24 protein-coding genes, 1 tRNA gene and 1 pseudogene are annotated in these 24,371 nt (G+C 73.6%); 14 read left to right on the top strand and 12 right to left on the bottom strand.

The genetic code is table 11. The annotated features are described in order from the left end of the window. The first annotated feature begins 3 nt into the window (after positions 1 to 3). Positions 4 to 918, top strand: a complete 915-nt coding sequence (locus RM555_RS00385) for a rhomboid family intramembrane serine protease (RefSeq protein WP_311409873.1) — start codon at positions 4 to 6, stop codon at positions 916 to 918. A gap of 26 nt (positions 919 to 944) precedes the next feature. Here the strand turns inward: RM555_RS00385 and RM555_RS00380 are convergent, their stop codons facing one another. Beyond that, the gene (locus RM555_RS00380; protein ID WP_311409872.1) at positions 945 to 1,373 is read right to left on the bottom strand and encodes a PH domain-containing protein; all 429 of its coding nucleotides are present in this window, start codon (positions 1,371 to 1,373) and stop codon (positions 945 to 947) included. A gap of 88 nt (positions 1,374 to 1,461) precedes the next feature. Between RM555_RS00380 and RM555_RS00375 the strand changes: the two genes are divergently transcribed. The 8 genes from RM555_RS00375 (at position 1,462) to RM555_RS00340 (ending at position 10,745) form a co-directional block, all read left to right on the top strand. After that, positions 1,462 to 2,634, top strand: coding sequence for a thiolase family protein (locus RM555_RS00375; protein ID WP_311409871.1), 1,173 nt, complete (start codon positions 1,462 to 1,464; stop codon positions 2,632 to 2,634). Between the two features lie 54 nt (positions 2,635 to 2,688). Continuing rightward, positions 2,689 to 3,738: a phosphotransferase gene (locus RM555_RS00370; protein WP_311409870.1), complete on the top strand. Its 1,050-nt coding sequence runs from the start codon at positions 2,689 to 2,691 to the stop codon at positions 3,736 to 3,738. A 189-nt stretch (positions 3,739 to 3,927) separates the two neighbouring features. Next, positions 3,928 to 5,523, top strand: a complete 1,596-nt coding sequence (locus RM555_RS00365) for a glycoside hydrolase domain-containing protein (RefSeq protein ID WP_311409869.1) — start codon at positions 3,928 to 3,930, stop codon at positions 5,521 to 5,523. 166 nt (positions 5,524 to 5,689) lie between these two features. Beyond that, positions 5,690 to 7,288 carry a glycoside hydrolase domain-containing protein gene (locus RM555_RS00360; protein WP_311409868.1) on the top strand — a complete coding sequence of 533 codons (1,599 nt, stop codon included), beginning with the start codon at positions 5,690 to 5,692 and terminating at the stop codon, positions 7,286 to 7,288. A 129-nt stretch (positions 7,289 to 7,417) separates the two neighbouring features. Further along, entirely contained in the window at positions 7,418 to 7,930 is a 513-nt protein-coding gene (locus RM555_RS00355) for a hypothetical protein (protein ID WP_311409867.1), read from the top strand. Between the two features lie 68 nt (positions 7,931 to 7,998). Then, positions 7,999 to 8,691, top strand: a complete 693-nt coding sequence (locus RM555_RS00350; RefSeq protein WP_311409866.1) for a response regulator transcription factor — start codon at positions 7,999 to 8,001, stop codon at positions 8,689 to 8,691. Then, the gene (locus RM555_RS00345; protein WP_311409865.1) at positions 8,684 to 10,099 is read left to right on the top strand and encodes a sensor histidine kinase; all 1,416 of its coding nucleotides are present in this window, start codon (positions 8,684 to 8,686) and stop codon (positions 10,097 to 10,099) included. Before RM555_RS00350 ends, RM555_RS00345 begins: the two co-directional genes overlap by 8 nt. Before the next feature lie 55 nt (positions 10,100 to 10,154). Next, positions 10,155 to 10,745: a hypothetical protein gene (locus RM555_RS00340; protein ID WP_151456805.1), complete on the top strand. Its 591-nt coding sequence runs from the start codon at positions 10,155 to 10,157 to the stop codon at positions 10,743 to 10,745. Positions 10,746 to 10,846: 101 nt separating this feature from the next. Here RM555_RS00340 and RM555_RS00335 read toward each other — a convergent pair whose 3' ends face one another. Then, positions 10,847 to 12,445: a ricin-type beta-trefoil lectin domain protein gene (locus tag RM555_RS00335; protein WP_311409864.1), complete on the bottom strand. Its 1,599-nt coding sequence runs from the start codon at positions 12,443 to 12,445 to the stop codon at positions 10,847 to 10,849. 156 nt (positions 12,446 to 12,601) lie between these two features. Then, the gene (locus RM555_RS00330; protein WP_311409863.1) at positions 12,602 to 14,818 is read right to left on the bottom strand and encodes a hypothetical protein; all 2,217 of its coding nucleotides are present in this window, start codon (positions 14,816 to 14,818) and stop codon (positions 12,602 to 12,604) included. Positions 14,819 to 14,938: 120 nt separating this feature from the next. On the opposite strand from RM555_RS00330, the gene RM555_RS00325 reads away from it, so the two are divergent. Continuing rightward, positions 14,939 to 15,646 carry a glycosyltransferase family 2 protein gene (locus RM555_RS00325; protein WP_311410093.1) on the top strand — a complete coding sequence of 236 codons (708 nt, stop codon included), beginning with the start codon at positions 14,939 to 14,941 and terminating at the stop codon, positions 15,644 to 15,646. 100 nt (positions 15,647 to 15,746) lie between these two features. Here RM555_RS00325 and RM555_RS00320 read toward each other — a convergent pair whose 3' ends face one another. Both RM555_RS00320 and RM555_RS00315 read right to left on the bottom strand, forming a co-directional pair. After that, a complete protein-coding gene (locus RM555_RS00320) occupies positions 15,747 to 16,649 on the bottom strand; it encodes a transketolase family protein (protein WP_311409862.1) in 903 nt (300 codons plus the stop codon). A 2-nt stretch (positions 16,650 to 16,651) separates the two neighbouring features. Then, positions 16,652 to 17,419, bottom strand: a complete 768-nt coding sequence (locus tag RM555_RS00315; RefSeq protein WP_311409861.1) for a transketolase — start codon at positions 17,417 to 17,419, stop codon at positions 16,652 to 16,654. 46 nt (positions 17,420 to 17,465) lie between these two features. Here RM555_RS00315 and soxR point away from each other — a divergent pair, with 46 nt between their 5' ends. After that, positions 17,466 to 17,930, top strand: coding sequence for a redox-sensitive transcriptional activator SoxR (gene soxR / locus RM555_RS00310; protein WP_311409860.1), 465 nt, complete (start codon positions 17,466 to 17,468; stop codon positions 17,928 to 17,930). A gap of 21 nt (positions 17,931 to 17,951) precedes the next feature. Here the strand turns inward: soxR and RM555_RS00305 are convergent, their stop codons facing one another. Continuing rightward, the gene (locus RM555_RS00305) at positions 17,952 to 18,929 is read right to left on the bottom strand and encodes an NAD(P)H-quinone oxidoreductase (RefSeq protein ID WP_311409859.1); all 978 of its coding nucleotides are present in this window, start codon (positions 18,927 to 18,929) and stop codon (positions 17,952 to 17,954) included. A 9-nt stretch (positions 18,930 to 18,938) separates the two neighbouring features. Then, the gene (locus RM555_RS00300) at positions 18,939 to 19,490 is read right to left on the bottom strand and encodes an AAA family ATPase (RefSeq protein WP_311409858.1); all 552 of its coding nucleotides are present in this window, start codon (positions 19,488 to 19,490) and stop codon (positions 18,939 to 18,941) included. A gap of 83 nt (positions 19,491 to 19,573) precedes the next feature. Between RM555_RS00300 and RM555_RS00295 the strand changes: the two genes are divergently transcribed. Beyond that, positions 19,574 to 19,660 (top strand) — tRNA-Ser (locus RM555_RS00295). 333 nt (positions 19,661 to 19,993) lie between these two features. Here RM555_RS00295 and RM555_RS00290 read toward each other — a convergent pair. From RM555_RS00290 to RM555_RS00280, 3 genes are all read right to left on the bottom strand, one after another. Then, positions 19,994 to 20,248, bottom strand: a complete 255-nt coding sequence (locus RM555_RS00290; RefSeq protein WP_311409857.1) for a Txe/YoeB family addiction module toxin — start codon at positions 20,246 to 20,248, stop codon at positions 19,994 to 19,996. Further along, positions 20,245 to 20,529, bottom strand: coding sequence for a type II toxin-antitoxin system Phd/YefM family antitoxin (locus RM555_RS00285; RefSeq protein WP_311409856.1), 285 nt, complete (start codon positions 20,527 to 20,529; stop codon positions 20,245 to 20,247). Before RM555_RS00285 ends, RM555_RS00290 begins: the two co-directional genes overlap by 4 nt. Before the next feature lie 107 nt (positions 20,530 to 20,636). Beyond that, positions 20,637 to 20,966 carry a hypothetical protein gene (locus tag RM555_RS00280; protein WP_311409855.1) on the bottom strand — a complete coding sequence of 110 codons (330 nt, stop codon included), beginning with the start codon at positions 20,964 to 20,966 and terminating at the stop codon, positions 20,637 to 20,639. Between the two features lie 98 nt (positions 20,967 to 21,064). Between RM555_RS00280 and RM555_RS00275 the strand changes: the two are divergent. Further along, positions 21,065 to 21,229 (top strand): annotated as a pseudogene (locus RM555_RS00275) (GntR family transcriptional regulator); the annotation flags it as partial. A gap of 48 nt (positions 21,230 to 21,277) precedes the next feature. Here the strand turns inward: RM555_RS00275 and RM555_RS00270 are convergent. Together RM555_RS00270 and RM555_RS00265 are read right to left on the bottom strand one after the other, a co-directional pair. Beyond that, entirely contained in the window at positions 21,278 to 21,796 is a 519-nt protein-coding gene (locus tag RM555_RS00270; RefSeq protein ID WP_311409854.1) for a hypothetical protein, read from the bottom strand. A 59-nt stretch (positions 21,797 to 21,855) separates the two neighbouring features. Further along, the gene (locus tag RM555_RS00265) at positions 21,856 to 22,659 is read right to left on the bottom strand and encodes a cyclase family protein (protein ID WP_311409853.1); all 804 of its coding nucleotides are present in this window, start codon (positions 22,657 to 22,659) and stop codon (positions 21,856 to 21,858) included. A 240-nt stretch (positions 22,660 to 22,899) separates the two neighbouring features. Here RM555_RS00265 and RM555_RS00260 point away from each other — a divergent pair, with 240 nt between their 5' ends. Continuing rightward, positions 22,900 to 24,369 carry a hypothetical protein gene (locus tag RM555_RS00260; protein WP_311409852.1) on the top strand — a complete coding sequence of 490 codons (1,470 nt, stop codon included), beginning with the start codon at positions 22,900 to 22,902 and terminating at the stop codon, positions 24,367 to 24,369. Positions 24,370 to 24,371 lie beyond the last annotated feature (2 nt).

Raw genomic sequence — 24,371 nt, 5'->3', positions numbered from 1 at the left:
GTGGTGAGCGAGTCACCACCCACCACCCCGGTCTGCTACCGGCACCCCGACCGGGAGACGTACGTCCGCTGCACCCGCTGCGACCGGCCGATCTGCCCGGACTGCATGCGGGAGGCGTCGGTCGGGTTCCAGTGCCCGGAGTGCGTGGCGGAGGGACGTCGTAGCGTGCGGCCGGCGCGCACCGCCTTCGGTGGCGGTGCCGCCGGCCGCCACGGCTACGTGACCAAGGCGCTGATCGCGCTCAACGTGCTGATGATGCTGCTCTCCATCGCCTCCGACCGGGGCGGGGACGCGCTGGTCGGCGGCTCCGGCTTCGGCGGTCTGATGGGCGGCAGCACGCCGCTGACCGACTGGGGCTCGGTGCTCGGCGGCGCGATCTTCCCGGACGGCACGATCGGCGGCATCGCCGAGGGCGAGTGGTACCGCCTGGTCACCGCGATGTTCCTGCACTACGGCGTGGTCCACCTGCTGCTGAACATGTGGGCGCTGTGGGTGCTCGGCCGGTCGCTGGAGGCCAGCCTCGGGCCGCTGCGGTTCCTGGCGCTCTACCTGGTCGCCGGGCTGGGCGGGAACGTCGCCGCCTACCTGTTCAGCGCCGAGAACCAGCTCACCGCCGGCGCCTCCACGTCGATCTTCGGCCTGTTCGCCGCGCTGGTGGTCATCGAACGGAAGATGGGGCGGGACATCTCCCAGGTGCTCCCCGTCCTGGTGATCAACCTGGTCTTCACGTTCACCGTGCCGGGCATCTCGATCCCCGGGCACCTGGGCGGCCTGGTGATCGGCGCGCTGCTGGCGCTCGTGTTCGCGTACGCCCCACGGTCGCGTCGGACGCTGGTGCAGTTCGCGGGCGGCGCGTTGATCGTGGTGGCGTTGATCGGCCTGGCCATGGTCCGTACCGCGGCCATCGTCGGCGGCTGATCCTCGGCCCGGATGCGCGGGCCCGCTCAGTGCGGGCGGGCCTCGCGCACGGCCTCGGCCACCTCGGCGGGATCCGCGCCGAGGTCGTGGCGGCCGAAGAGGTGCAGCGACTCCCCCGCGTCGATCTCCAGCAGCTCGCTGGTCAGGCCCCGCCGCGCGCGGCGGTCCACGGTCACCTTCTCGACGGCCGACCAGGGCAGCCGCCGGTGTCCCGCGAAGCCCTGGACGACCGTGATCCCGTCCGGGTCGACCGCGAGCCGGACGGGCGCGACCAGGTCGCGCGCGGCCCAGCCGGCGAGCGCGGCAGCCGTGAGCACGGCCAGCGCCAGCCGGATCGGGTCGCTCCCGTCGAGGAGCAGGGCCAGCGCGAGCAGCGCGACCGCGCCGGTCAGCTTGAGCGCCGGCAGGGTGGGCGGCACCCGCCACTGCCGGGTCGGGGCCGGGTGTGCAGGCATCCGTTCAGCATGCCAGGGCACCGGGGGAGGACGCCCGGCCCGCCGACGACGTAGGATCGGGGCCGGCCCAAGTTACCGGGGAGTAGTCATGAGTGACGCAGTCATCGTCGGCGCGGTACGCACCCCGGTGGGGCGGCGCAAGGGCAGCCTGGCCGCCGTGCACCCGGTCGACCTCTCGGCGCACGTGCTGCGTGCCCTCGCCGAGCGCACCGGCATCGATCCGGCGCAGGTCGACGACGTGGTCTGGGGCTGCGTCTCCCAGGTCGGCGACCAGTCGTGGAACGTCGCCCGCAACGGTGTCCTCGCCGCCGGCTGGCCCGAGTCGGTGCCCGGCACCACGCTCGACCGGCAGTGCGGCTCCAGCCAGCAGGCCCTGCACTTCGCCGCCGCCACCGTCCTCTCCGGTCAGGCCGACCTGGTCGTCGCCGGTGGCGTCGAGTCGATGACCCGGGTCGCGATGGGCTCCAGCGTGGCCGGCGGGTCGCCCTTCAGCGACCAGCTTCGCGACCGCTACCGCGGCGTCGAGGGCTTCGCCGACGACGCGCCGCTGCCGTTCAACCAGGGCGTCGGGGCGGAGCTGATCGCCGAGCGCTGGCGCTTCTCCCGCGCGCAGCTCGACGAGTTCGCGCTCGCCAGCCACGAGAAGGCCGCCGCCGCGCAGGACGCCGGCGCCTTCGACGCCGAGATCGCCCCGGTCGCCCTGGCCGACGGCGGCAAGTTCGCCGCCGACGAGGGCATCCGGCGGGACACCTCGCTGGAGAAGCTCGGCGAGCTGGCCACTCCGTTCCGCCCCGACGGCGTCGTCACCGCCGGCTCCGCGTCGCAGATCTCCGATGGCGCGGCGGCGCTCGCCGTCACCACCAGCGAGTGGGCCAGCAGGCACGGCCTGCGCCCGCTGGCCCGCGTGCACACCGCCGTCGTCGCCGCCGACGACCCCGTCACCATGCTCACCGCGCCCATCCCGGCCACCGCGAAGGCGCTGCGCCGCGCCGGGCTGGGCATCGAGGAGATCGGGGTGTACGAGGTGAACGAGGCGTTCGCGCCGGTGCCGCTGGCCTGGCTGGCGGAGACCGAGGCGGACCCGGAGCGGCTCAACCCGCGCGGCGGCGCGATCGCCCTCGGCCACCCGCTCGGCGGATCCGGCGCCCGGATCATGACCACCATGCTCGCCCACATGCGGGACAACGACATCCGCTACGGCCTCCAGACGATGTGCGAGGGCGGCGGCATGGCCAACGCCACGATCGTCGAGTTGCTGTAGGGCGACGGGTAAACCCGTGGCCCGGCGGTGCGGGCGACGGCTACGTTGCCCGGCGTGACTGACGCCACCACGCCGCCCGCCGACCAGGCGACCACGCCGCCCGCCGACCGGGCGACCGCGCCACGTGCCGACTGGGCCGACCCGCACTGGCGGGATGCCGCGCTCGGCTGGGTCGGCGACCAGCTCGGCCGGCTCGGGCGGCGGATCGTCGGGCCGGTCGAGCCCCGGGTCCGACCCTGGTCGCTGGTCTGGCGGGTGCCCACCGACGCCGGCGACGTCTGGTTCAAGGCGAACAACCCCGGCACCCGGCACGAGGCGGCGCTGCTGGCCGCGTTGGCCCGGCTCGTCCCCGGTCGGGTGCTCGACCCGGTCGCCGTGGACGCCGGCCGAGGCTGGTCCCTGCTGCCGGACGGCGGCCGGACGCTACGCGACGCGCTGGGCGGCGATCGGAGCCTGCTGTCCCGTTGGGAGCGGGTCCTGCCGGAGTACGCCGACCTGCAACGCACGGTCGCGCCCCGGGCCGGCGAACTGCTCGCGCTCGGGGTGCCCGACCACCGGCCGGAAGCGCTGCCGGACCTGTTCGAGGCGCTGCTCGACGACGAGGAGGCGCTGCTGCTGGGCGCGGAGGACGGGCTGAGCGTCGCAACGCACGAGCGGCTGCGCGCCCACCGGGCCGGGTTCGCCGACGACTGCCGGCGGCTGGCCGGGACGGGCGTCGCGCCGACCGTCCAGCACGACGACCTGCACGACGGCAACGTCTTCGTGGCCGACGACGGGTACCGCTTCTTCGACTGGGGCGACGCCTCGGTGGCCCATCCGTTCGGCACCCTGCTGGTGACGCTGAACTCGGTCGCGCACACCTTCGGGCTGCCCGAGGGCGACCCGGCACTGGCGCGGCTGCGCGACGCCTACCTGGAGCCGTGGTCCGACCGGCACGACCCGGGGACGCTGCGCGAGGCGGCCCGGCTGGCCGTCCGCGTCACCCGGGTGAGCCGGGCGCTCTCCTGGCGTCGGGCCCTCCAGACCCCCGATCCGGCCCGGACGGAGTACGCGTCCGCGGTGCCCGGCTGGTTGCAGGAGCTGTTCGAGCCCGATCCGGTCTGAGCGCGGTGCCGGGCGCGCCCGGCACCGGGGAGCGATCGTCGCTCCGGCCGGCGGCCCGACATCGAACACGGTAGCGGCCTCGACACGGACCGTCGACTGTGGTCAGAATCAGCGGGCCGGCGCGGCGTCCGGGACGCGGAGCGTCCGCCCTGCCGGCCCGTCCGACTGACAGGACAGAACGGGGAGAACGTGAAATCCACCCTCTCGCTCGGCGGGCTGCGCCGTGCCACCCGCCGGACCGTGGCCGTCGCCACCACCGGCATCCTCGGCGCCGCCCTCGCCCTGGCGGTCACCACCGGCCCGGCCCACGCCGCCGTCGGGCCGCAGCCCGGCACCTACACGGGCCTCGGCTTCGACGCCTGCACCGCGCCGACCAGCGCCCAGATGGAGGCCTGGCGCGAGCACTCGCCGTACCGGGCGATCGTGATCTACTTCGGTGGGTCCAGCCGGGGCTGCGACCAGCCCGCCCTGACGGCCGAGTGGGTCGCCACCCAGACGGCGGCGGGCTGGCACCTCGTGCCGATGTGGGTCGGCCTCCAGGCCCCGTGCCTGGCCACCGGCCGCCCGCGCATCGACCCGGCCCAGGCGGCGGCGCAGGGCCGCACCGAGGCCGACGACGCCATGGCACAGGCGGTGGCCCTCGGCCTGCCGCGGGAGAGCGTCCTCTTCTACGACATGGAGGACTACGACGGCGGCGACGCGGCCTGCACCACGGCGGTCACCACGTTCATGAGCGCGTGGACCGTCCGGCTCCACGACCACGGCTACCTCTCCGGCTTCTACAGCAGCATGGCCCGCGGGGTCGCCGACCAGGTCGCCGCGTACCACACCCCGGGCTACGTGCGACCGGACTATGTCGACTTTGCCCGCTGGGACGACGTGGCGACGGTCTCCGACCCGGGCATCCCCGCCGACTACTGGGCGCCGAAGCGGCGGATCAAGCAGCACGTCGGCCCGCACGACGAGACCTGGGGCGGGGTCACCATCAACATCGACGGCGACTACCTCGACGTCGCCCCGCTGCCGGCCACCCGGTTCGGCGACTTCACCGGGAACGGCTGGTCGGATATCGGCTACCGGGACCCGGCCACCGGGCAGCTGCACGTCTACGGCGGCAACGGCACGACCCTGAGCGGCCGGGTGACGTTGGGCGCCGGCTGGAACGGCATGGACGTGCTCGTCCGGGCCGGTGACTTCGACCGCACCGGCGGCGAGGACGTCATCGCCCGCGAGAAGGCCACCGGCTACCTGTGGCTCTACCCGGGCACCGGCTCCGGGGTCGGCAGCCGGATCATGCTGGGTGCCGGCTGGAACAGCGTCCGGGAGATCACCCCCATCGGCGACTACAACCGCGACGGTTTCCAGGACCTGGTGGCGGTGCAGACCTCCACCGGCGCCCTCTACCTCTACCCGGGCACGGGCACCGCGTTCACCACCCGGGTGCTGCTCGGATCCGGCTGGAACACGGTGGACGAGCTGAACGGCGGCGGCGACTTCAACGGCGACGGCTACCCGGACGTGGTGGCCCGGGAGAAGAGCACGGGCGACCTCTACCTCTACCCGGGTCGTACCGGCGCGCCCAACACCCGGACGAAGATCGGCGCCGACTGGGACACGATGCGCGACCTGGTGCAGCTCGGTGACTTCGACCGGGACGGTCGGCCGGACCTGGTCGCCGTGCAGGTGTCGAGTGGCTACGTCTACCGGTACCGCTGGACCGGCACCGGGTTGGCGGCGCCGATCCGGCTCGGCACCGGCTTCGGACCGATGACGCCGCTGTTCTGAGTGCCGCCGGCCGGGCCCGGCGACGCGGCGGGCCAGGCCGGCGGCCCCGTCGTGGTCGCCGGTCTCGACAAGGACGGCCGGCCGGGGCAGAATCGGCGCGCCGGCGTCGAGCGAGAGACGTGTCGACGTCCGCCCGCCGGCCATCCGCAACGAGGATCGGGGACTCGTGACGCTTCATTCCACTCTGCCCGTCGGCCGCTGGCGGGCCGTCGCGGCGACGGCGGTCGCCGTGCTCGCCGCCGGTGTCGCCCTGACCGCCACGGCCGGTCCCGTGCGGGCCGCCGGCTATGCCGGCCCGCACCCGGGCACCTTCACCGGTCTGGGCTTCGACACCTGCACCGCGCCGTCGAACGCGGCGATGAAGGCGTGGCTGGCCTCGCCGTACCGGGCGGTCGGCATCTACATCGGTGGGAACGGCCGGGCCTGCGCCCAGCCGAACCTGACCCGGGAGTGGGTGACCACGCAGGCGGCGGCGGGCTGGCGGTTCTTCCCGCTCTACGTCGGGCCGCAGGCGCCCTGCCGCAGCACCAGCAAGCCGCGTATCGACCCGGCGCAGGCGGCGGCGCAGGGGCGGTCGGCGGCCGACGACGCCGCGGCGCGGGCGCGCGACCTGGGGCTGGCCCGGGAGAGCACGGTCTTCTACAACATGGAGAAGTACCCGAGCGGTGACGCGGCCTGCTCGGCGGCGGTGCGGACCTTCACCCACGCCTGGACCACCCGGCTGCACGACCACGGTTACCTCTCCGGTTTCTACACCGACGTGGCCTCCGGGGGGCTCGCGGACCAGGTCTCCGCGTACGAGCTCGCCGGCCACGGTCGCCCCGACTATCTGGACTTCGCCCGCTGGGACGGCGTGCGGACGGTGACGGACGAGGCGCTGCCGGAGTCGTACTGGCTGCCGAAGCGGCGGATGAAGCAGTACCAGGGCGACCACCACGAGACGTGGGGCGGGGTGACGATCAACATCGACAGCAATCATCTCGACCTCGCCGTGCTGCCGGCCACCCCGTTCGGCGACTTCACCGGCAACGGTTGGGCGGACCTGGGCTACCGCGATCCGGCCACCGGCCAGCTGCACGTCTACGGCGGCAACGGCGCCACGCTCAGCGGCCGGGTCTCGCTCGGCGCGGGCTGGAACGGCATGGACGCGATCGTCCGGACCGGCAACTTCGACCGGTCCGGCGGCGAGGACCTGCTGGCCCGCGAGAAGGCGACCGGTTACCTCTGGTTCTACCCGGGCAACGGTGCGGGCGTGACCACCCGGGTCCGGGTCGGCAGCGGCTGGAACAGCATGCGGGAGATCACTCCCGTCGGCGACTGGAACGGCGACGGCTACCAGGATCTCGCGGCGGTGCAGACCTCCACCGGCGTCCTCTGGCTCTATCCCGGCACGGGCACCGGGTTCGGCAGCCGGGTCGCCCTCGGCGGCGCGGGCTGGACCGAGCGGGCCGAGTTGACCGGCGGGGCCGACTTCACCGGCGACGGGCGCCTCGACCTGCTCGCGCGGGATGAGAGCACGGGTTACCTGCACGTCCACCCGGGCGGCCCGGACGGGCTCCTCGGCAGCCCGCTCGACGCCGGCGCCGGTTGGGGCGGCGTGCGCGACCTCGTCCAGCTCGGCGACTTCGACCGGGACGGCCAGCCGGACCTGGTCGCGGTCCAGCAGTCGACCGGCTACGTGCTGCGGTACCGGTGGAACGGCGCCGGTTGGCTCAGCCCGACCCGGCTGGGCAGCGGTTTCGGTCCGATGCAGCCGCTGCTCTGAGGTTGCCCGATCCGGGTCCACCGACGCGGTGGGCCCGGAGTCGGACAGGCGGTGCGATGGCCTGCCGTGGAAGTTCTGCAATTTGCGCGTGACCCACGTCACCCCCGCGCCGCCGTCGTTGGGCAGGGCATGGACGTCTTCTCCCGAACGTTCCTCCCGGCCGCCTCCGAGGCCGGGCTGGCGGTGCAGACCGTCACCCGGCACATGCCGGTCTTCCGGCGCTGCGTCGGTTCCGGCGACGCCACCATCCTCGTCACCCGGTGCGCCCGGCCGGACCGCCCGATGGCCGGCGAGTACCTGCTCCTGCTGACCCACCGACGGCTGGTCGTCACCCAGCAGACCCGCGTGCTGCACCGGCTGCGCCTGCACCTCAACACGGAACTGCGCGAGCTCAGCAACGTCACCTGGAGCCCGGACCCGCGCCTGCACTCGGTCGAGCTGGCCGCCACCGCGATCGACGGGATGCGCGAGCGGTTCCTCATCCGCACCCGCCACCCGAAGCAGGTGTGGCAGCTCGACGCACTGCTCAACCACGCCTTCCGGACCCGGCTGCGGACGCCCCGGGAGCGGCTCGTCGCCACCATCGGCGAGGCGCCGCCGGTCGCGCGGCCCGTCGCCTTCCGGCCCGCCGTGGTGCGCTGACCGTCTTCTTACCGAACCCGAACATCCGTTGACCCGCGCGGCGGCACCGGGTCGGCAATCATGGGCCGGTGACCGTCGACGCCGCGCCTCGCGGGCTCGTCCTCGTGGTGGAGGACGAGCCGGCCATCGCCGACCTGGTCCGGCTCTACCTGACCCGGGACGGCTTCGGCGTACACCTGGAACGGGACGGGGCGGCCGGACTGGCCGCCGCCCGCCGCCTGCGCCCGGTGGCCTGCGTCCTTGACATCGCGCTGCCCGCCCTGACCGGCACCGAGGTCTGCCGCCGCCTGCGCGAGGCCGGCGACTGGACGCCGGTCATCTTCCTCACCGCCCGCGACGACGAGGTGGACCGCGTCGTCGGCCTGGAGCTGGGGGCGGACGACTACGTCACCAAGCCGTTCAGCCCGCGCGAACTGGTCGCCCGGGTGCGGGCGGTGCTGCGGCGCACCGCCGGGACGCCCGAGGGCACGGGCCTGCCCCGGATCGTCGGCGCGGTGGCCCTCGACCCGACCCGCCGGACGGTGACGGTCGCGGGTGCCCCGGTCCAGCTCACCTCCACCGAGTTCGACCTGTTGGCGCACCTGATGGCCCGACCGGGGCGGGTCTTCACCAGGGAGGAGCTGCTCGCCGGGGTCTGGGGGTACGCGGCGCACGCCGGCACCCGGACCGTCGACGTGCACGTCGCACAGGTCCGGGCGAAGCTCGGCGCGGCCGGCGTGATCCGTACCCACCGGGGCGTCGGGTACTCCGCCGATGGCTGAGCCGACCGTCGCACCGCCGCCACGGCACCGTCCCGGCCGGACGCTGAACTCCCGCGCGGTGCTGGTCACCTGCGCGGTCGCCCTGGTCTCGGTGCTGGTCACCGCGATCGTCGCGGTGCCCCTGGCGGTACGCGGCGTGGAACGGCACGACCGCGAGGCGTTGGCCGCCCAGGCCCGGCTCGCGGCCGAGGTGCTGCGCCCCAGGCTGGAGACCGGGCGGACCACCGACGAGGAGCGCATCGTCCGGCAGCTGAACGCCCAGGGCGTCGACGCGTACCTCGTCCGGGGCGGGGTGGCGGAGCGCCCCGGTCTGCCGCCACGGGTGGTGCGGCGCGTCGCCGAGGGACGCAACGTGTCGACCCGCCGCGTGATCGACGGGCAACGCACGCTGATCGAGGGGCGCGCCCTGCCCGGCGGCAACGGGGTGGTGCTGACCCGTGCCCGGCCCGCCGCGCCGTGGCGGCAGGTGGTGCCCAGCCTCTGGCTGCCGCTGCTGGCCGGGCTCGCCGCCGGGGTGGCCGCCGGGCTGCTGCTCGCCCGCCGGCTGGCCCGACCGATCCGGCGCGCCGCCGACGCCGCCGCCCGGCTGCGCGCGGGGGACCGGGCGGTACGCGTGCCGGTGGAGCCGCCCGACGAGGTGGCCGACCTGGCGTACGCGCTGAACGGGCTGGCCACCGCGCTGGCCACGAGCGAGGGCCGGCAACGGGAGTTCCTGCTCTCCGTCTCGCACGAGCTGCGCACCCCGTTGACCGCGATCCGGGGCTACGCCGAGGCCCTGGCCGACGGGGTGATCGGGCCGGCGGACGCGGCCGGCGCCGGTCGTACCGTCCTCGCGGAGGCGCAGCGCCTGGACCGGCTGGTCAGCGACCTGCTGGCGTTGGCCCGGCTGGAGGCCGCCGACTTCCCGCTCGAACCGGTGCCGGTGGACCTCGCCCGGCTGGCCGCCGACGCGGGTCGGACCTGGGCCGACCGGTGCGCGGCGGTGGGGGTGCCGTTCCGCGCGGAGATCCCGGACGCGCCGGTGCCGGTCCACACCGATCCGGGCCGGATCCGGCAGGTGATGGACGGGCTGCTGGAGAACGCGCTGCGGGTCGTACCGCCGGGGGCGCCGATCGTGCTCGCGGTCCGGGCGGCCGGCGCGGACCCGCTGGCGGGCGGCGTCGTCGAGGTCCGCGACGGCGGACCGGGCCTCACCGACGACGACCTGGCGGTCGCCTTCGAGCGCGGCGCCCTGCACCAGCGCTACCGGGGGGTGCGCAAGGTCGGCAGCGGGTTGGGGCTGGCGCTCGCCGCCGGCCTGGTCCGCCGGCTCGGCGGGGACGTCGCGGCCGGGCACGCGCCGGAGGGCGGCGCCGCGTTCACCGTCCGGCTGCCCCCGGATCCTTACCGGACCCGAACATCGCTCTGACCCTCCGCTCGCCGGTGGGCGGGAGGCTGGGGTTCCACGGACGAGAGGGAGACCCATGGCACGTTGGGGAATCGCCACCACCACGCTGCTCGCGGCCGTCGCGCTCGGCGTCGGCGGATGCGGTGCCGCCGGACCGGCCGGTCAGCCGGCCCGGGAGACCGCCGTCGAGGTCGCCGCGGCGCTGGGCGCGGAGGGCCAGGCGCTGGCCGCGCTGGGCTTCGACGCCGGCGACCTGGACGTCGAGCCGCTGGCCGCACCCGCCTCGCCGGAGGCGTCGCCGGGCGCGGCCGGGGAGAAGCGGCGGGAACGCGCCCAGGAGCGCCGCGAGCGCCGGCAGGCCCGGGTGCTGCTGCGGCGGGACGCCCTGCACGGCGAGGCCGTGGTGCGGACGAAGGACGGCGGTACGCGGACCGTCGCCGTGCAGCGGGGCGAGGTGACCGCCGTCGACGGCGACTCGATGACGGTGAAGTCCGCCGACGGCTTCACCATGACCTGGACCTTCGGCGACAAGCTGCGCGTCGTGGAGCGTCGCACGACGATCCGGTCCGCCGACGTGAAGGTCGGCACGACGGTCGGCGTGGCCGGTGCCAAGGAGGGCGACGGCGGGGTCGCCCGCCTGGTCGTCGTGCCGGCCCGGCAGAAGTAGGTGGGGGTGTGGCCCGTCGGCGACGGCGGGCCACACCACGCCGGCCGGCGCGGGCGGTGCCACCCGGGGAGGGCGGCACCGCTCACGCGGGCGGGTCGGACTCAGTAGACGCGGGAGCCGATGAAGTCGTCGTGCCCGTAGCCGACCGGGTTGGCGAAGTTGCGGGACTCGAAGGACCACTGCTGGCGGCTGCTGGTGGAGCAGGCGGCCAGGCGCAGCCGGGGGGTGCCCAGCAGCGGGTTGTCGAACGCCAGGCAGAGGTTGGCGTTGCCGGCCGTCCGGATCTGGTTGCCGGCCAGCACGAACTTCTGGTTCGCGCCGCCGTGGCAGTCGTGGATGTTCACCGCCGTACCGGCGCTCAGCGATCCGCCCGAGACGTCCAGGCAGCGGTCGTGGGAGAGCTCCGAGTGCAGCGACTGCCGGGTCGGGTCGTACCAGAAGCCCTGGTTGCGCCCGCCGTGACAGCCGTACGACTGCTGGGGGGTGCCGTTGCGCGAGTCGTAGCCCTTGCCGTCGACGCAGGTGCCCGTGGCGGCGTTGCGCAGCTGCTTGAACTCGAAGAGCCCGTCGTAGAGCACGCCGTTGCCGGTGCTGGCCGGGTCCACGCAGGTCGCCCGCTGCCGCCCGGAGTCGACGAACTGGGTGACGCACTGGGCGAACATGCCGTGCCCCCGCTTGTTCGGGTGGAACGACTGCCGGGCCGCGTTCTCGTCCCAGACGCCGATCTCGATGAACAGGCCGCGTACGGAGGTGCTGTCGGTGCACACCTCGTGGCCGTGGAAGAGCCGGCTGGCGTCCAGGTAGCGGGTGCCCGTGTTGGTCGCCGCCGCCCGCAGCGCCGACTCGAACATCGGCACCGCCTTGTTCCGGGCGAACGCGGCGTCGGCCAGGTAGAGCAGGCAGCCGCCGGCGTACCAGCCGGGGAAGTTCGGGTTGTCCTCCACGTCCGGGCTGCCCGGGCTCGGGTACGACATGAGCACCAGCTCGTAGTCGGACTGGAGGTAGCCGGCGCCGGTCATGGTCCGCCGGATGTCGGTGAGCGCGTCCTCGACCGCCCGCCGGCTGCCGTCGGTGCGGACGCTCCACTGGTCGGTGTAGGTGGGATAGCAGGCGCCCTGGAGGAGGACCCGGCGGACGGCGCAGTCGGTGGCGACCGGGCCGAACTGGATCGTGCCGTCGCCGTTGGCGCCGACCACCACCCAGATCAGCTTGATGTGCGTGTTGCGCGCCTTGATGGCCAGGTGGTCGCCCTGGTTCAGCTCGTTGTGCTGGGTGGGCCCGCCCCGGATCAGGTTCCACGGGGTCGCGCCGGAGCAGGCGATGTTGTACTTCTCGTCGGCGGTCAGCCCGGTGCGGAACACCGCCTGGTCGTACGAGCGGTCGCACCAGTTGCCGGGCTGGTGGGTGCCGGGCACGTAGTTGCCCACCCCCTCGCCCGAGATCTCGCTGTCGCCCATGGTGATCAGCGCGGTGCGGCGCTGCTCGATGGGGCGGACGGCGGGCGTGCCGTAGAGCGCGGTGGCCTCGGCGGCGCGGATTGTCTCCAGGTTGGCGGGGAGCGGCTGGACGGCCGGACGGTCGGCCGCGGTGGCGGGGGAGGCCGTTCCGGCGAGCATCGGCAGGACGAGAGCGGCGGCGGCGACGACGGTGAGGGCCCGTCGTCGGGTCGCGCGTTCGCGCCTGGCGGAGGAACCAAGCATCGACGCACTCCTTTCGGCTCGATCGCGGGACGTCGATCGAGTTACCAGAAGGTAGCGTCGGCTTCGAGGTATGTGAATGCGTCTCGTAATCGTTGCGCGCAGAGTGCAGAACCGGGCGATCCGGTCGAATCGCTCGGCGGCCGGCTTCCCGGCGGGTCAGCTCTCCGGCGGGAGGGCGTAGCCCACGTAGCCCCGGAACTGCACGTGCCAGCCCGCCGGCACCAGCGCCGTGCACGCCGGCCGGCTGCCCGTGCAGACGATGGCGTCCACCGAGGCCGGATCGGCCGGCGGGCGCCCGGGCAGCACCGACTGGAGCGCCACCAGCTCCGGCGGGCGGCCGTCCGCGCCGCGCAGCAGCAGCCACCAGGGGTACTCCCAGTTGTCGTTCTGCTGCACCAGGCCGATCCGGCGGGCGTCCGTCGCGCGTACCGCCCCGGCGGCCCAGCGGAACTCCTCCGCCCACTGGGGGCGGCGCAGGAACCGGGTGTCCCATTCGGAGGTGGTGAAGACCGAGCCCGCCCCGACCAGCCGGCGCGGGAAGCCGTACGACACCGCCAGCACCCCGGCCAGCGCGCTGCCGGCCAGCACGCTCACCGCGAGCCCGGCCGCCACCGGCCGCCGGCCACCCGCGCCGCCGGCCCGGCGCCGGAACAGCGCGTCCAGCCAGAGCCCCGCCAGCGGTACGGCCAGCGCCAGCGCGTAGAGCAGCAGGCGGTTGCCCCACGGCTGCCACTTGATCATGGCGGTGTGCAGCAGCACGGCCGCCACCACGACCACCGCGTACGCGCGCAGCGGACCCGCCTGTGTCGGGGCGACCCGACCGGGCCGGGCCAGCGCGTACGCCGCGCCGATCACCGCCAGCGCCCCGGCCAGCGGGAAGGCCACCCGGTCCTCGTCCGGGTACCACGACGGCACCGGGAACCGTTCCCGCCCGAAGGTGGTGGCCCGGTCCTGCGGGTCCACCCCGATGATCCCGGCAGCGCCGACGATCGCCTCGGCACCCGCCCGGCGCAGCGGCGCGAGCGGCGTGTCGAACGCGGTGTGCGCGATCCGCAGCGCGTTGACCAGCAACGACGGCGGGTCGTGCCGTTCCATCGGAATGGACTCGCGCAGCCGGGGCGGCCCGAGCGGATGCCCGAACTCGGCGGTCACCCGGGCCAGGAACGGCCCGACCACCACCACCGCCACCAGCAGGATCAGCGCCGACCCGGCGACCGTCCGACGCACCTGCCGCCGCGACCAACCACCGGTCCGGGACGCGCCGGTGCCCCGGCCGGGCGGCCCGGCGCGGTCCGGCGCGGAGCCGGTCCGGGCCAGCCGGAGCTGGGCCAGCCCCCAGAGCAGCAGCAGCGGTCCGACCGCGACCAGGCCGCTGGTCTTGGTCAGCGCGGTCAGCCCGGTGGCCGCTCCCAGCGCCAGCATCGCCCCGGCCCCGGCGCGCCGGCGCAGCCCGTCCAGCGCCACCGTGGCCGCGCAGGCCACCCAGGCGGCGCAGACCAGGTCCGTCTGGGTGCTGGTCGCCTGGAGCGCCACCATCGGGGTGGTGGCGAGCACGAACGCGGTCAGCAGTTGGGCCCGCCGTCCCCCGCCGAGCTGCGCGGTGATCCGGGTGGCCGCCAGCAGTGCGCCGACGCCGGCCGCCCACTGCACCAGGTGGTGCAGCGCGTCCCCGCCGGTGAACAGGCGCAGGTGCAGCAGCAGGTACTCGGCGCCGGGCGGGATGGTCACCTGCCGGTGGATGGCGGTGGGCCAGAAGTCCAGGCCGCCCCGCGCCACCCAGTGCTCCACCTTGGGCAGGTGGTAGGTCTGCGAGTCGAAGTTGTTCGGCTCGGCCAGCAGGGCGATCAGCAACTCGACCAGCAGCAGCCCGCCGACCGTGCCGGCGAGCAGCCGCTCACCCCGACCCGCCGTACGCCAGGCGTCAGCCAGCCGGGTCCACCGCCCGGCGTGGCGGGGTGCGACGGGACGTGCGGCGGCCGGCGGCGGAGGAGGGGGCGGGGCGCCGACGGCCGGGCCGGCCGTCGCGCCGACCAGCGCGGGCTCGGACGCGGCGACGGCCTCGACGGCGCGGTGCGCGGCGGCGACCACGGCCGTGCCGCGCGCTTCGTCCCGGCGGCGTCGCCAGCCGACGGCGGCGAGCGCGCCGGCGAGGAGCGTCAGCCACGCCACGGCGAACGCCGGCAGGGTGAGCAGCCGCAGCGCGCCCAGTAGTTCCACCGTGAGCACCGCGAACGCCCCGGTCACCAGAGCTGCCCGGACCAGCGCGAGGCGCCGCCCCGCCACGGTCCCGGCCGCGACCGGACGGAGCGCGACGGCGAGCAGTCCGATCGCGGCGACCGGCGCCAGGGCGAGCAGGTAGCCGACTGCCGACATGCCGGCAGTAAACACCATGAACCTGAGGCCGCCGCGCCCAATGCCCGCAGTGCTGAGCACCGGTCGCCAATGGCCAGGCTAGGCTAGGGCAGACATATCGTCGCCACCGTGGAGATTTCCGTGAAGCTCTCGATCCTCATGCCGGTCTACAACGAGGAAGAGCGCATCGCGGATGCCCTCAAGCAGGCACTGGCGGTCGACTACCCGTGTGAGATCGAGCTGGTCGTGGTCGACGACGGCAGTCGGGACGGCACCGGGGAGATCCTCGGTCGGGCCGACGACGCGCGCCTGCGGGTCATCACCCACCAGCGTAACGCCGGCAAGGGCGCCGCCATCAAGACGGCGGTCGACAACGCCGAGGGCGACTACATGGTCATTCTCGACGCCGACCTGGAGTACGACCCGCTGGACATCCCGAAGCTGCTCGACCCGGTGCTCGACGGGCGGGCCACGGTGGTCTACGGCAACCGCACCTTCGGCAGCCACAGCGCCTACAGCTTCTGGTACGTGATGGGCAACAAGGGCGTCACGATGGCGGCGAACGTCCTGTTCAACTCCTACATCGGCGACCTGGAGACCTGCTTCAAGCTGATGCCGGTCGCGCTCTACCGCTCGCTCGACATCCGCTCGCGCGGCTTCGGCATGGAGGCCGAGGTCACCGGCAAGCTGCTGCGCCAGCGCATCCGCCCCTACGAGGTCCCGATCAGCTACCGGGCGCGGGGCCGCGAAGAGGGCAAGAAGATCACCTGGAAGGACGGCGTCGAGGCGATCTGGATCCTGGGCCGCGAGCGCACCCGCCGCCGCCCTCTCGGCGCCCCGACCCGCTGACCCCTCCCGCCCTCCCGCGTCGCCCCCCGCCACCGCCGGCCTCCACGCCGCCGCGGTCGGCGTGATTCAGCGGCCGGCGTGATTCAGCGGCCGGCGTGATTCAGCGGCCGGCCGGCACCGGCGCCGCGTCCAGGAACCCGGCGACCGAACGGCGCAGCCCGGTGACGTCCAGCCCGTGCCAGCGGGTGTGGTCCTCGGCCGAGCCGTAGCGGCGCAGCTCCTCCCGTCCCACGCCGAGCGCCAGCAGCCGGTGCGGCCGGTCGGCCAGGGCCGCCGACACCACCCGGGCCGACGTACCGGCCAGGTAGGGCTCCACCAGGATCACCGCGTCGCCGGCCAGCGCCCGCAGCCCCGCCGTGTCGAACGGCCGCGGCCGGTGGGTGTAGGCCACCGTCACGCCCAGGTCGCCGACCGCCGCCAGCGCCGCGTCCGCCACCGGCCCGACCGCGACCAGCAGCGGCGCGCCCGGCCCGGCGTCCCGGAGCACCCGCAGCGCGCCGTCGCCGCCGTACGGGCGGGCGTTGTGCAGCGTCGACAGTCGCAGGTACGCCGAGCCGTCGGCGGCCACCGCGTCCCGCAGCAGCGCCGGCACCTCGTCGGGGTGACCGGGGACGTGCACCGTCCAGCCGTGCAGGGTGTCGATCAGCGAGACGTCGGCCGGCGACAGGTGGGTACGCCCCGACTCCGCCCGGTCGTACGACGCGCCGATGCTGACCAGCACCGCGCCCACGCCCTGGTGGTCCAGGTCGAGCTTGATCTGCTCGTACGCCCGCTCGATCAGGAACGGGGCGTAGCTGTGCGCGATCGGCCGGAGCCCGGTCAGGGCGAGCCCGCCGGCCACGCCCACCAGCAGTTGTTCCCGGATACCGACGTTCAGCACCCGGTCCGGGTGCCGGTACGCGGCCGGGGTGAACGCGTCGGCGGAGATGTCGGCCAGCACCAGGGCCGTACGCGGATCCTCCGCCAGCAGCGTGGTGGTGGTCTCGATGAAGCGGTCCCGCACGGTCACTCCCCCTGGTCGACGACCGCGACGACGACGTGCGGCCGGTGGTTGTCGTGCCCGGTCAGGGCGGTGTGCAGGGCGTCGTGGTCGTGCCCGTCGACGGTGGTGGCGGTCCAGCCGTTGACGGTGAACCGGGCCGCGGCGCCGCCGGCCCAGCCGTGCGTGGCGGAGCCGTTGTCGACCACGATCGCGGTCAGGCCGCCCAGCCCGGTCGCCCCCGCGTACGCGATCGCCTCGTGGTTGGAGCCCTCGTCCAACTCCGCGTCGCCGAGCAGCACGTGCACCCGGGGCGTCAGCAGGCCCTGGGCGCGCAGCCCGAGCGCGGTGCCCACGCCGAGCCCGAGCCCGTGGCCCAGCGAGCCGGAGCCGATCTCCACCCCGGGCACCAGCACCCGGTCGGGGTGGTCGCCGAGCCGGCTGGCGGGCCCGCCCTGGTCGTCGAGCCAGTCGGCGGGAACGAACCCCTTCGCGGCGAGTACGGCGTAGTAGCCGGCCACGGCGTGGCCCTTGGAGAGCAGGAACCGGTCCCGCCCGGGGTCGTCGACGGTCTCCGGGGTGACCCGGAGGACCCGGTCGTAGAGCACCCAGAGCACGTCGACGGTGGAGCGGACGTTCGGGCTGAACTCCCGGCCCGCGCGTACCCGCTCGTACAGCGGCGCGACGGGTCCCGGCAGCGGCGGGGCGCCCGGGTGGCGGGGTGGCGCGGCGGTCGGGGCACGGGGTGGCGCGGCGGTCGGGGCCGGGCCCGCGCTGGCGGTGGTCGTGGTCATGCCGCTAGCCTGCAAGTTGAAGTCCACTTCAACTCAAGGCGACGTGATGCACGAGTCTCTGACCATCGGCCAGCTCTCCGTCCGCAGCGGCGTCGCGCCCTCGGCGCTGCGCTACTACGAGCGGCTCGGGCTGATCCGGGCGGAGCGGACGGGCGGCAACCAGCGCCGCTACGCCCGCACCGAGCTGCGCCGGGTGGCGTTCGTCCGGATCTCCCAGCAGGTCGGCATCTCGCTGGAGGAGATCCGGGAGGCGCTGGACTCCCTGCCCGCGTCCCGCACGCCGAGCGCGGAGGACTGGGCGCGGCTCTCCGCGACCTGGCGGGAGCGGCTGAACGAGAAGATCCGGCTGATGACGAAGCTCCGCGACGACCTCGACGGCTGCATCGGCTGCGGCTGCCTGTCCCTGCAACGCTGCACGCTCTACAACCCGGAGGACTCGCTCGCCGGCGAGGGCCCGGGCGCCCGCCTGGTGCTCCCCCGCGAGGTCGCGGACCCGACGCCGACGCCCTGACCCGCCGGGGCGGACCGCGCGTCAGCCGGTCGTGAGCAGCACCTTGCCGACGTGGTCGTTCGACTCGACCAGCCGGTGCGCCCGCGCCGCCTCCGTCATCGGCACCCGCCGGTCCACGACCGGCCGGACCGCGCCCGACTCGACCAGCGGCCACACCTGCTCGCGGACGCCGCGCACGATCTCCGCCTTCTCCTCCAGCGGCCGGGACCGCAGTGCGGTGGCCGCGATCGTGCCCCGCTTGGCCAGCAGCGCCCCGAGATCCAGCTCGCCCTTGCGGCCACCCTGCATGCCGATCACCACCAGCCGGCCGCCCGTGGCCAGCGCCGCCACGTTCCGGGGCAGGTAGGCGGCGCCCATGATGTCGAGGATGACGTCGGCGCCCCGGCCGCCGGTGACCCGCCGGACCTCCTCGACGAAGTCCTGCTCCCGGTAGTCGATCGTGTGCGCCGCCCCCAGCTCACGCAGCCGCTCGTGCTTCGCGGCGCGGGCGGTGACCGCCACGGTCGCGCCCAGCGCCACCGCGAGCTGGATCGCGAAGGTGCCGATGCCGCTGCCGCCGCCGTGCAGCAGCAGCGTCTCGCCCCTGCCGAGCCGGGCCACCTGCACCACGTTCGACCAGACCGTGCAGGCGACCTCGGGCAGCGCCGCCGCGTCGACCAGGTCGACGCCGGCCGGCACCGGCAGGAGCTGCCCGGCCGGCACCGCGACCCGCTCCGCGTAGCCGCCGCCGGCCAGCAGCGCGCAGACCTCCCGGCCCACCTCCCAGCCGGCCACGTCGGGCCCGATCGCGCTGATCACCCCGGAGCACTCCAGCCCGGGGTACGCGGGCGCGCCCGGCGGCGGCGGGTAGTGCCCCTGCCGTTGCAGCAGGTCGGCCCGGTTGACCGCGCTGGCCCGCACGTCGACGACCACCTCGCCCGGGCCGGGCTCGGGATCGGGCACCTCGCTCCAGACCAGTGCGTCGGGTCCGCCGGGCTCCGGGACAGTCATCGCGCGCATGGTCCGTGTCTACCCCACCCGCCCGTCGGTCCACGCCCGGGCCAGGATCTCGTCCACCGTCCGCGCCGGGGTCAGCGCCGAAGTGTCCAGCCAGAGCCCGATCCGGGGCGTCTGCGCCCGGAAGTCCGCGTCCAGGTCGGCGACCGGCCAGTCCCCGTACCCCTTCTTGTCGCGCGCCTCCTCGCGGGCGGCGACGGCCTCGGGGCTCGGCGCGAGCACCACGACCGCCAACGGCCGGTGCCGGATCCGGTCGACCATCGCCGGCAGGTCCGCCCCGAGGATCACGTCCTGGAGCACCACGGTGAAGCCGGCGGCGGCGTACCGGTCCGCCGCCGCCGCCGCGAGGTCGTAGCGCAACCGCAGCTGCCGCCAGGCCTCCGGCGACGGCTCGGCGGTCATCTCCTCCCGGCCGCTCACCACCATCCGCCGGAAGACGTCGCCGCGCAGGTGCACCGCGCGGGGCAGCCGCCGGGCCAGCGCCTCGGCCACAGTGGACTTTCCGGCGGCCATGATTCCGCTGATCAGCACCACCGACGGGTTCTCCCACATGCCGTCGATCATGCCAGCGCGGGTGCGGTGCCCGCTCGCCCGCAGCGGGTCCGTGGCAGACTAGGCACGTCGCGCACCCTCGGGCGCGCGGCCCGGGAGGGTTCGCCTAGTGGCCGATGGCGCTGGTCTTGAAAACCGGTAAGGCAGCGATGTCTTCGTGGGTTCGAATCCCACACCCTCCGCCCCAAAAACGCCCCTGGCCAGCACGAATGCCGGCCAGAGGGAGCAATTCCAGGGCGGCGCTCGTTCGTAGCCCACTCATCAGCCATGTACCGCTGGGCTATCCGGTCAGGGGTCAACTTCAGCGGTTCGTGTGTTGTCTGCGTGTCGCTGTGTGGCCGTCATCGGGCATAGCAGCAGGTCAGCGCCGTGAGCTTCGCGGTCCTGAAAACCGGTAAGGCAGCGATGTCTTCGTGGGTTCGAATCCCACACGCCTCCGCGGCCGATGATCTCTTCCGGTGCAGCTCAGCCCCGGTTTCAGGCCGGGGCTGACCGCCGGTGAGGGCTGGGAAGGCTCATTCGTAGTGGTAGTGGCACTGCGCGATCTGCACCGTGTCGTCCATGATCCGGTATACGAGGCGGTGTTCCTGGTCGATGCGTCTCGACCAAAACCCCGCCCAGTTGCCGCGAAGCTGCTCCGGTTTGCCGATGCCTTCATGGCCGTTGCGTCGGATGTCCTCGATCAAGGTGTTCACTCGCCTGAGCATCTGACGATCTCGCTGCCAGGTCAGGTAGTCGTCCCAGCCTCGGCCGGCGAACTGGACCTTCACGCGGCCGAGGCCCCACCTGAAGTGGCGTCGGGGTCGATCAGGTCGTGTGTCTCCCCACCCCCGTTGCGCAACTCTTCGACGGCTTCGTTCAGGCGGCGCGCGTTGGCGGGGCTGGCCATCAGGTAGGCCGTCTCCTTCAACGACTCGTACTCCCGCAACGAGATGATGACTGCGGCCTCCCGGCCGGAGCGGGTCACCACCACTTCCTCGGCGTCGTCCACGACATGATCGAGCATCTTGGCCAGGTTCTGTCGGACTTCTGAGTAGGGGACGGTCCGCATGCTGCCTCCCAACGTTACGTACAATAAATTGTACAAGGTCACGGGGCTGCTTGTCGGATGCTCCGACGCCAGGCAAGCCTGAGTCTGTGCAGAAGAGGGTGCGGCGGCTACGCCCAGCGCGCGCCGTTGCGTACCGCCAAGGCTATGTCCAGTAGGTGGCTCAGCCGGTACCACAGCACCCGGGCCTGCCTCATCGACAGCACGAGGTGGGCGGCGGCGCTGTCCTCGACGCTCGTCAGGCTCACCATTGCCTCGGCGGCCGGGTGCAGCGCTTGCACCAGGCCCACGTCGACGATGAACGCCTCCATCCGGTTGGTGTCCAGGTGACGGGTTCGGGAACGGTGGTGGCCTCGGCGCTGGCAGCCGTCCCGGTCGCACCAGCGCGGGCAGGCGGTCGGGTTGACGCCGGCAAGGGCGCCGGTCTGGTACACGTGCACGTAGCCGCAGTGCCGATCCAGACCTGCCGCGCCGGCCGGGTGGGCATCCAGTCCCGCCCGCGCGCTCGCAGTCGTTGTGCTGCTAAGGCAAGCTAACTCCTGGTCAGCCGCTGTCGAGCGAACTGCACCTCCAGCAGACCTACGGCGTAGCCCGGGGCACTGTGCGGATGGCCATGCGGGAGCTGCGCGACCGGGGTCTTGTCGTCACCGTGCACGCACGAGGGACGTTCGTGGCCGAGCAGCCTGACGCAGCCTCGGAGTAGAGCCTTCAGCCCGCTCGCTCGGCTCGCCGTGTACGTGCGGAGATGTCGTCAGCAGCGGAGGTAGGTGCCGCACAGCGGCGGCGCGTCGACGCGGCAGACCTTCCAGCCGCCGCCGAAGCCGCCCTCCTCCATGGTGTGGAAGCGCCACCGGTGGGTGGCGCCGGTGAAGGTGACGCTCCCCGTGGAGTCGACCTCCGTGAACCGGAGGTCCACCATCGCCGAGACCATGCCGTCCGGGTCGGTCTGCCAGTTGGTCGTCTCGACCCGTACGCCGAACGTGGCCTGCGAATCGACCTGTTTGCGCAGGTCGCGAGCCTGCCGAAACAGCTCGTCCCGATTGTCGCCGCACAGGCACCGGTTGATGTCGGGGTTGTCGTCCGGCTGGAAGACCGCCAGGAGGTACGCCTCGGCCGCCGCAGCGGGCGTCTTCTCGCCCCGGCCTGCCTCGATCGCCCTCGTCACCGACTGCCTGACGGGCGCGCCTATGCAGGCAATCGCGAAGGCGACGGCGGCGGCGACCGTCGCCCGGCGACGCCACTGCCGGGCGGTGAGAGGCATCTCGAGCACCGGGCGAGACTACGTGCCCGAGCGACGACGGGCGGGGTCGCGAGGCGGCCGGGCACGTGTCACACGACGGCCAGCGGGCGTACGGGCGAGCCCGTGCCGCCGACGATCGGCAGCGGGGCGAGGACGAACAGGAACTCGCTCACGCCGGCCTCCGCCAGCGAGTCCAGCCGCAGGTGCTCGACGATGTAGATGCCCGCCTCCACCAGCAGCAGCCGGTGGACCGGCAGCACGCGGAACCCGGCGCCGGGAGGGATCTGCTCGTAGGCGGTGGTGTCCGCGCCCGTCAGGGCGACCCCGTGCTCCGCGAGCCAGGCCGCGCCGGAGGGGTCGACGCCGGGCACGCCCGTGTCGAGACCGAGGTAGGCCGCCGGATCCGACCAGTGCCGGGCCCAGCCGGTACGGACCAGCGCCACGTCACCCTCGACCAGCCGCACACCCGTACGCCGCAGGCACCGTTCGAGGTCGTCGGCGGTCACGCCGTACCCGCCGGGAAGGACGTCGACTTCGTGGGCCGAGGCGACGTCCAGCAGCACCCCCCGCCGGACGAACGGCGGAATGGTCTCGGTGCCGTGTACGCGGAACCGGCCACCCGACTGCGCCTCGGCGGCGTCGTGGCCGCCGTGCAGCAGCCCGTCCTGCGAGATGTGCGACAGCGCGTCGACGTGGGTCCCGACGTGCCCGCCGGTGACGATCAGCTCGCCGGCCGACGAACCGCCGTCGGCACGCACCACGTCGCCGTGCCGACGGAGCAGGGCCAGGCGGAACCCCGGGTGGTTCGGCGCGCAGGGCATCCCCTCCTCGAACGGCTGGCTGAGGTCGTGGATGGTGACGCCTGCGGCGACGGCGTCCAGGAGTGCGGTCATGGCGGTGATCCTGTCTCTACGGGGATGACGGATGCGTACCGGGCCGATTTCCGGGTGCGGGTCTCGGGTGATGATTCCCCGTAATGGCTCCGCCACGTGTCCGGCACGGGTCACGCGACGAAATCGAGATTGCAACGGCCGATGTCGTCACCGTCGCGTGTGAAGCGGGGCCAGCCGACGGCCGGTCACTGTACTCGGCGACCCCGGACCGGTCGACCCCTGAAATGTTCGACACTTACCGTGTCCGCAATCAATACCGCGAGTTCGCCCCTGCCCGCCAAGCCGCTCGTGCCGTACACTCGCATCCGATTCAATAGCGAGTCGGGCGAAGGGGTGCGGTTCACGGTGCGACACGACAATTCGGACTGCAATTTCGCGGAATTGAACGCGCCGCTGGTGGCCGCGCTTCAGGCCGAGCCGGCGCGGTCCGCGCTCGTCGCGGCCGCGCCGTCGGTACGGCGCTTCATGGACGATCTCGGTGCCACCCGGATGCGGTTCATCCCCTATCCGCTGGTCATCGACCGGGACGAGTTCGACCGGATGGCGGAGGCGGCCTGCGCCATGATCGAGGCGCAGACGGTGGTGATCCGCGAGTTCCTCCGGTCGGGGCCTCCCGAGAAACTGTTGACGGAATTCGGCCTGCCCGCCGAGATCGCGCCCTTCGTCAATTGGGAACAACTGGATTCCGTCGAGCAGGTCTTCGCCCGCGTCGACGTGCTACCGACTCCGTCCGGATACCAGTTCTGTGAATTCAACATCGACTCGTCGATTTCCGGATTCGAGTTCCACGACTGCTATCAGGTGATGGGTGAGGCGGTCGACATTCCGTGGCTCGCCGGCACGCCGAGGCCTGAGGAACAGATCGCGGACGTCGTCATCAGGGCTTTCCACCAGGGCAGTTTCGACCGGGTGGTGGTGTGTGACTGGTCGAGCCGCATCGGGGTCGGCTACTTCGGCTTCGAGTTGCTGACCGAGACGCTACGCCGGCGCCTGCCCGACGTGCCGGTCGAGCTGGTCTTCCACGCCGACTATCCGGAGCGGTGGCTCGATCCGGCGGCCGGAAAGCGCACCCTGGTCTATCGCGGCTTCATGCACGAGGACATGGACGACGACTACGACTTCATCACCCGGCTGGTCGGCAGCGGCGCCTCCGTGATCAACCTCTTCGAGGCCGAGATCCGTACGCACAAGCGCTGGATGGCGATGTTCTGGGAGGAGCGCTTCGCCAGCCTGCTGCCCGAAGGCGTGCGCGACATGGTCGCCCGCTACGTGCCCCACACCGTCTCGGTGACCCCGGAGAACCGTGACCACCTGCTGGCGGACCGCGCCGAGTACGTGTTCAAGTTCGGGCACTCGTCCGGCGGGCACGACGTCATGCTCGGGGCCGACCACGACGCGGACACGATCGCCGTCCGGCTGGCCGAACGCGGCCCCGACGGCTGGCTCGCCCAGCGCCGTGTGCAGCTCGCCGAGTGCCGGTTCGCCCCCGAGGCCGGTGCCGAGCCGGTGCCCCACCACGTGGTGCTCGGGCTCTACGTGCTCGGCGGCGAGTGCTCCGGCCTGAACATCCGCGCCGACCGTGGCTCGGCCGTGGTCAACATCCACCAGTCGGCGGCCAGCGGCTGGGCCATCCCCATGGACGCCGACGAACGGCGCCAGCTCATCGAGCGCGTGCAGGCGATGGGGCCGGCGGCCCGCGAACGACACTGACA

This window comes from Micromonospora reichwaldensis, assembly GCF_031845925.1.
Classification (GTDB): domain Bacteria; phylum Actinomycetota; class Actinomycetes; order Mycobacteriales; family Micromonosporaceae; genus Micromonospora; species Micromonospora reichwaldensis.
The sequence above is the reverse complement of the archived record's forward strand: the minus strand, read 5'-3'. Positions and strand labels throughout refer to the sequence as shown.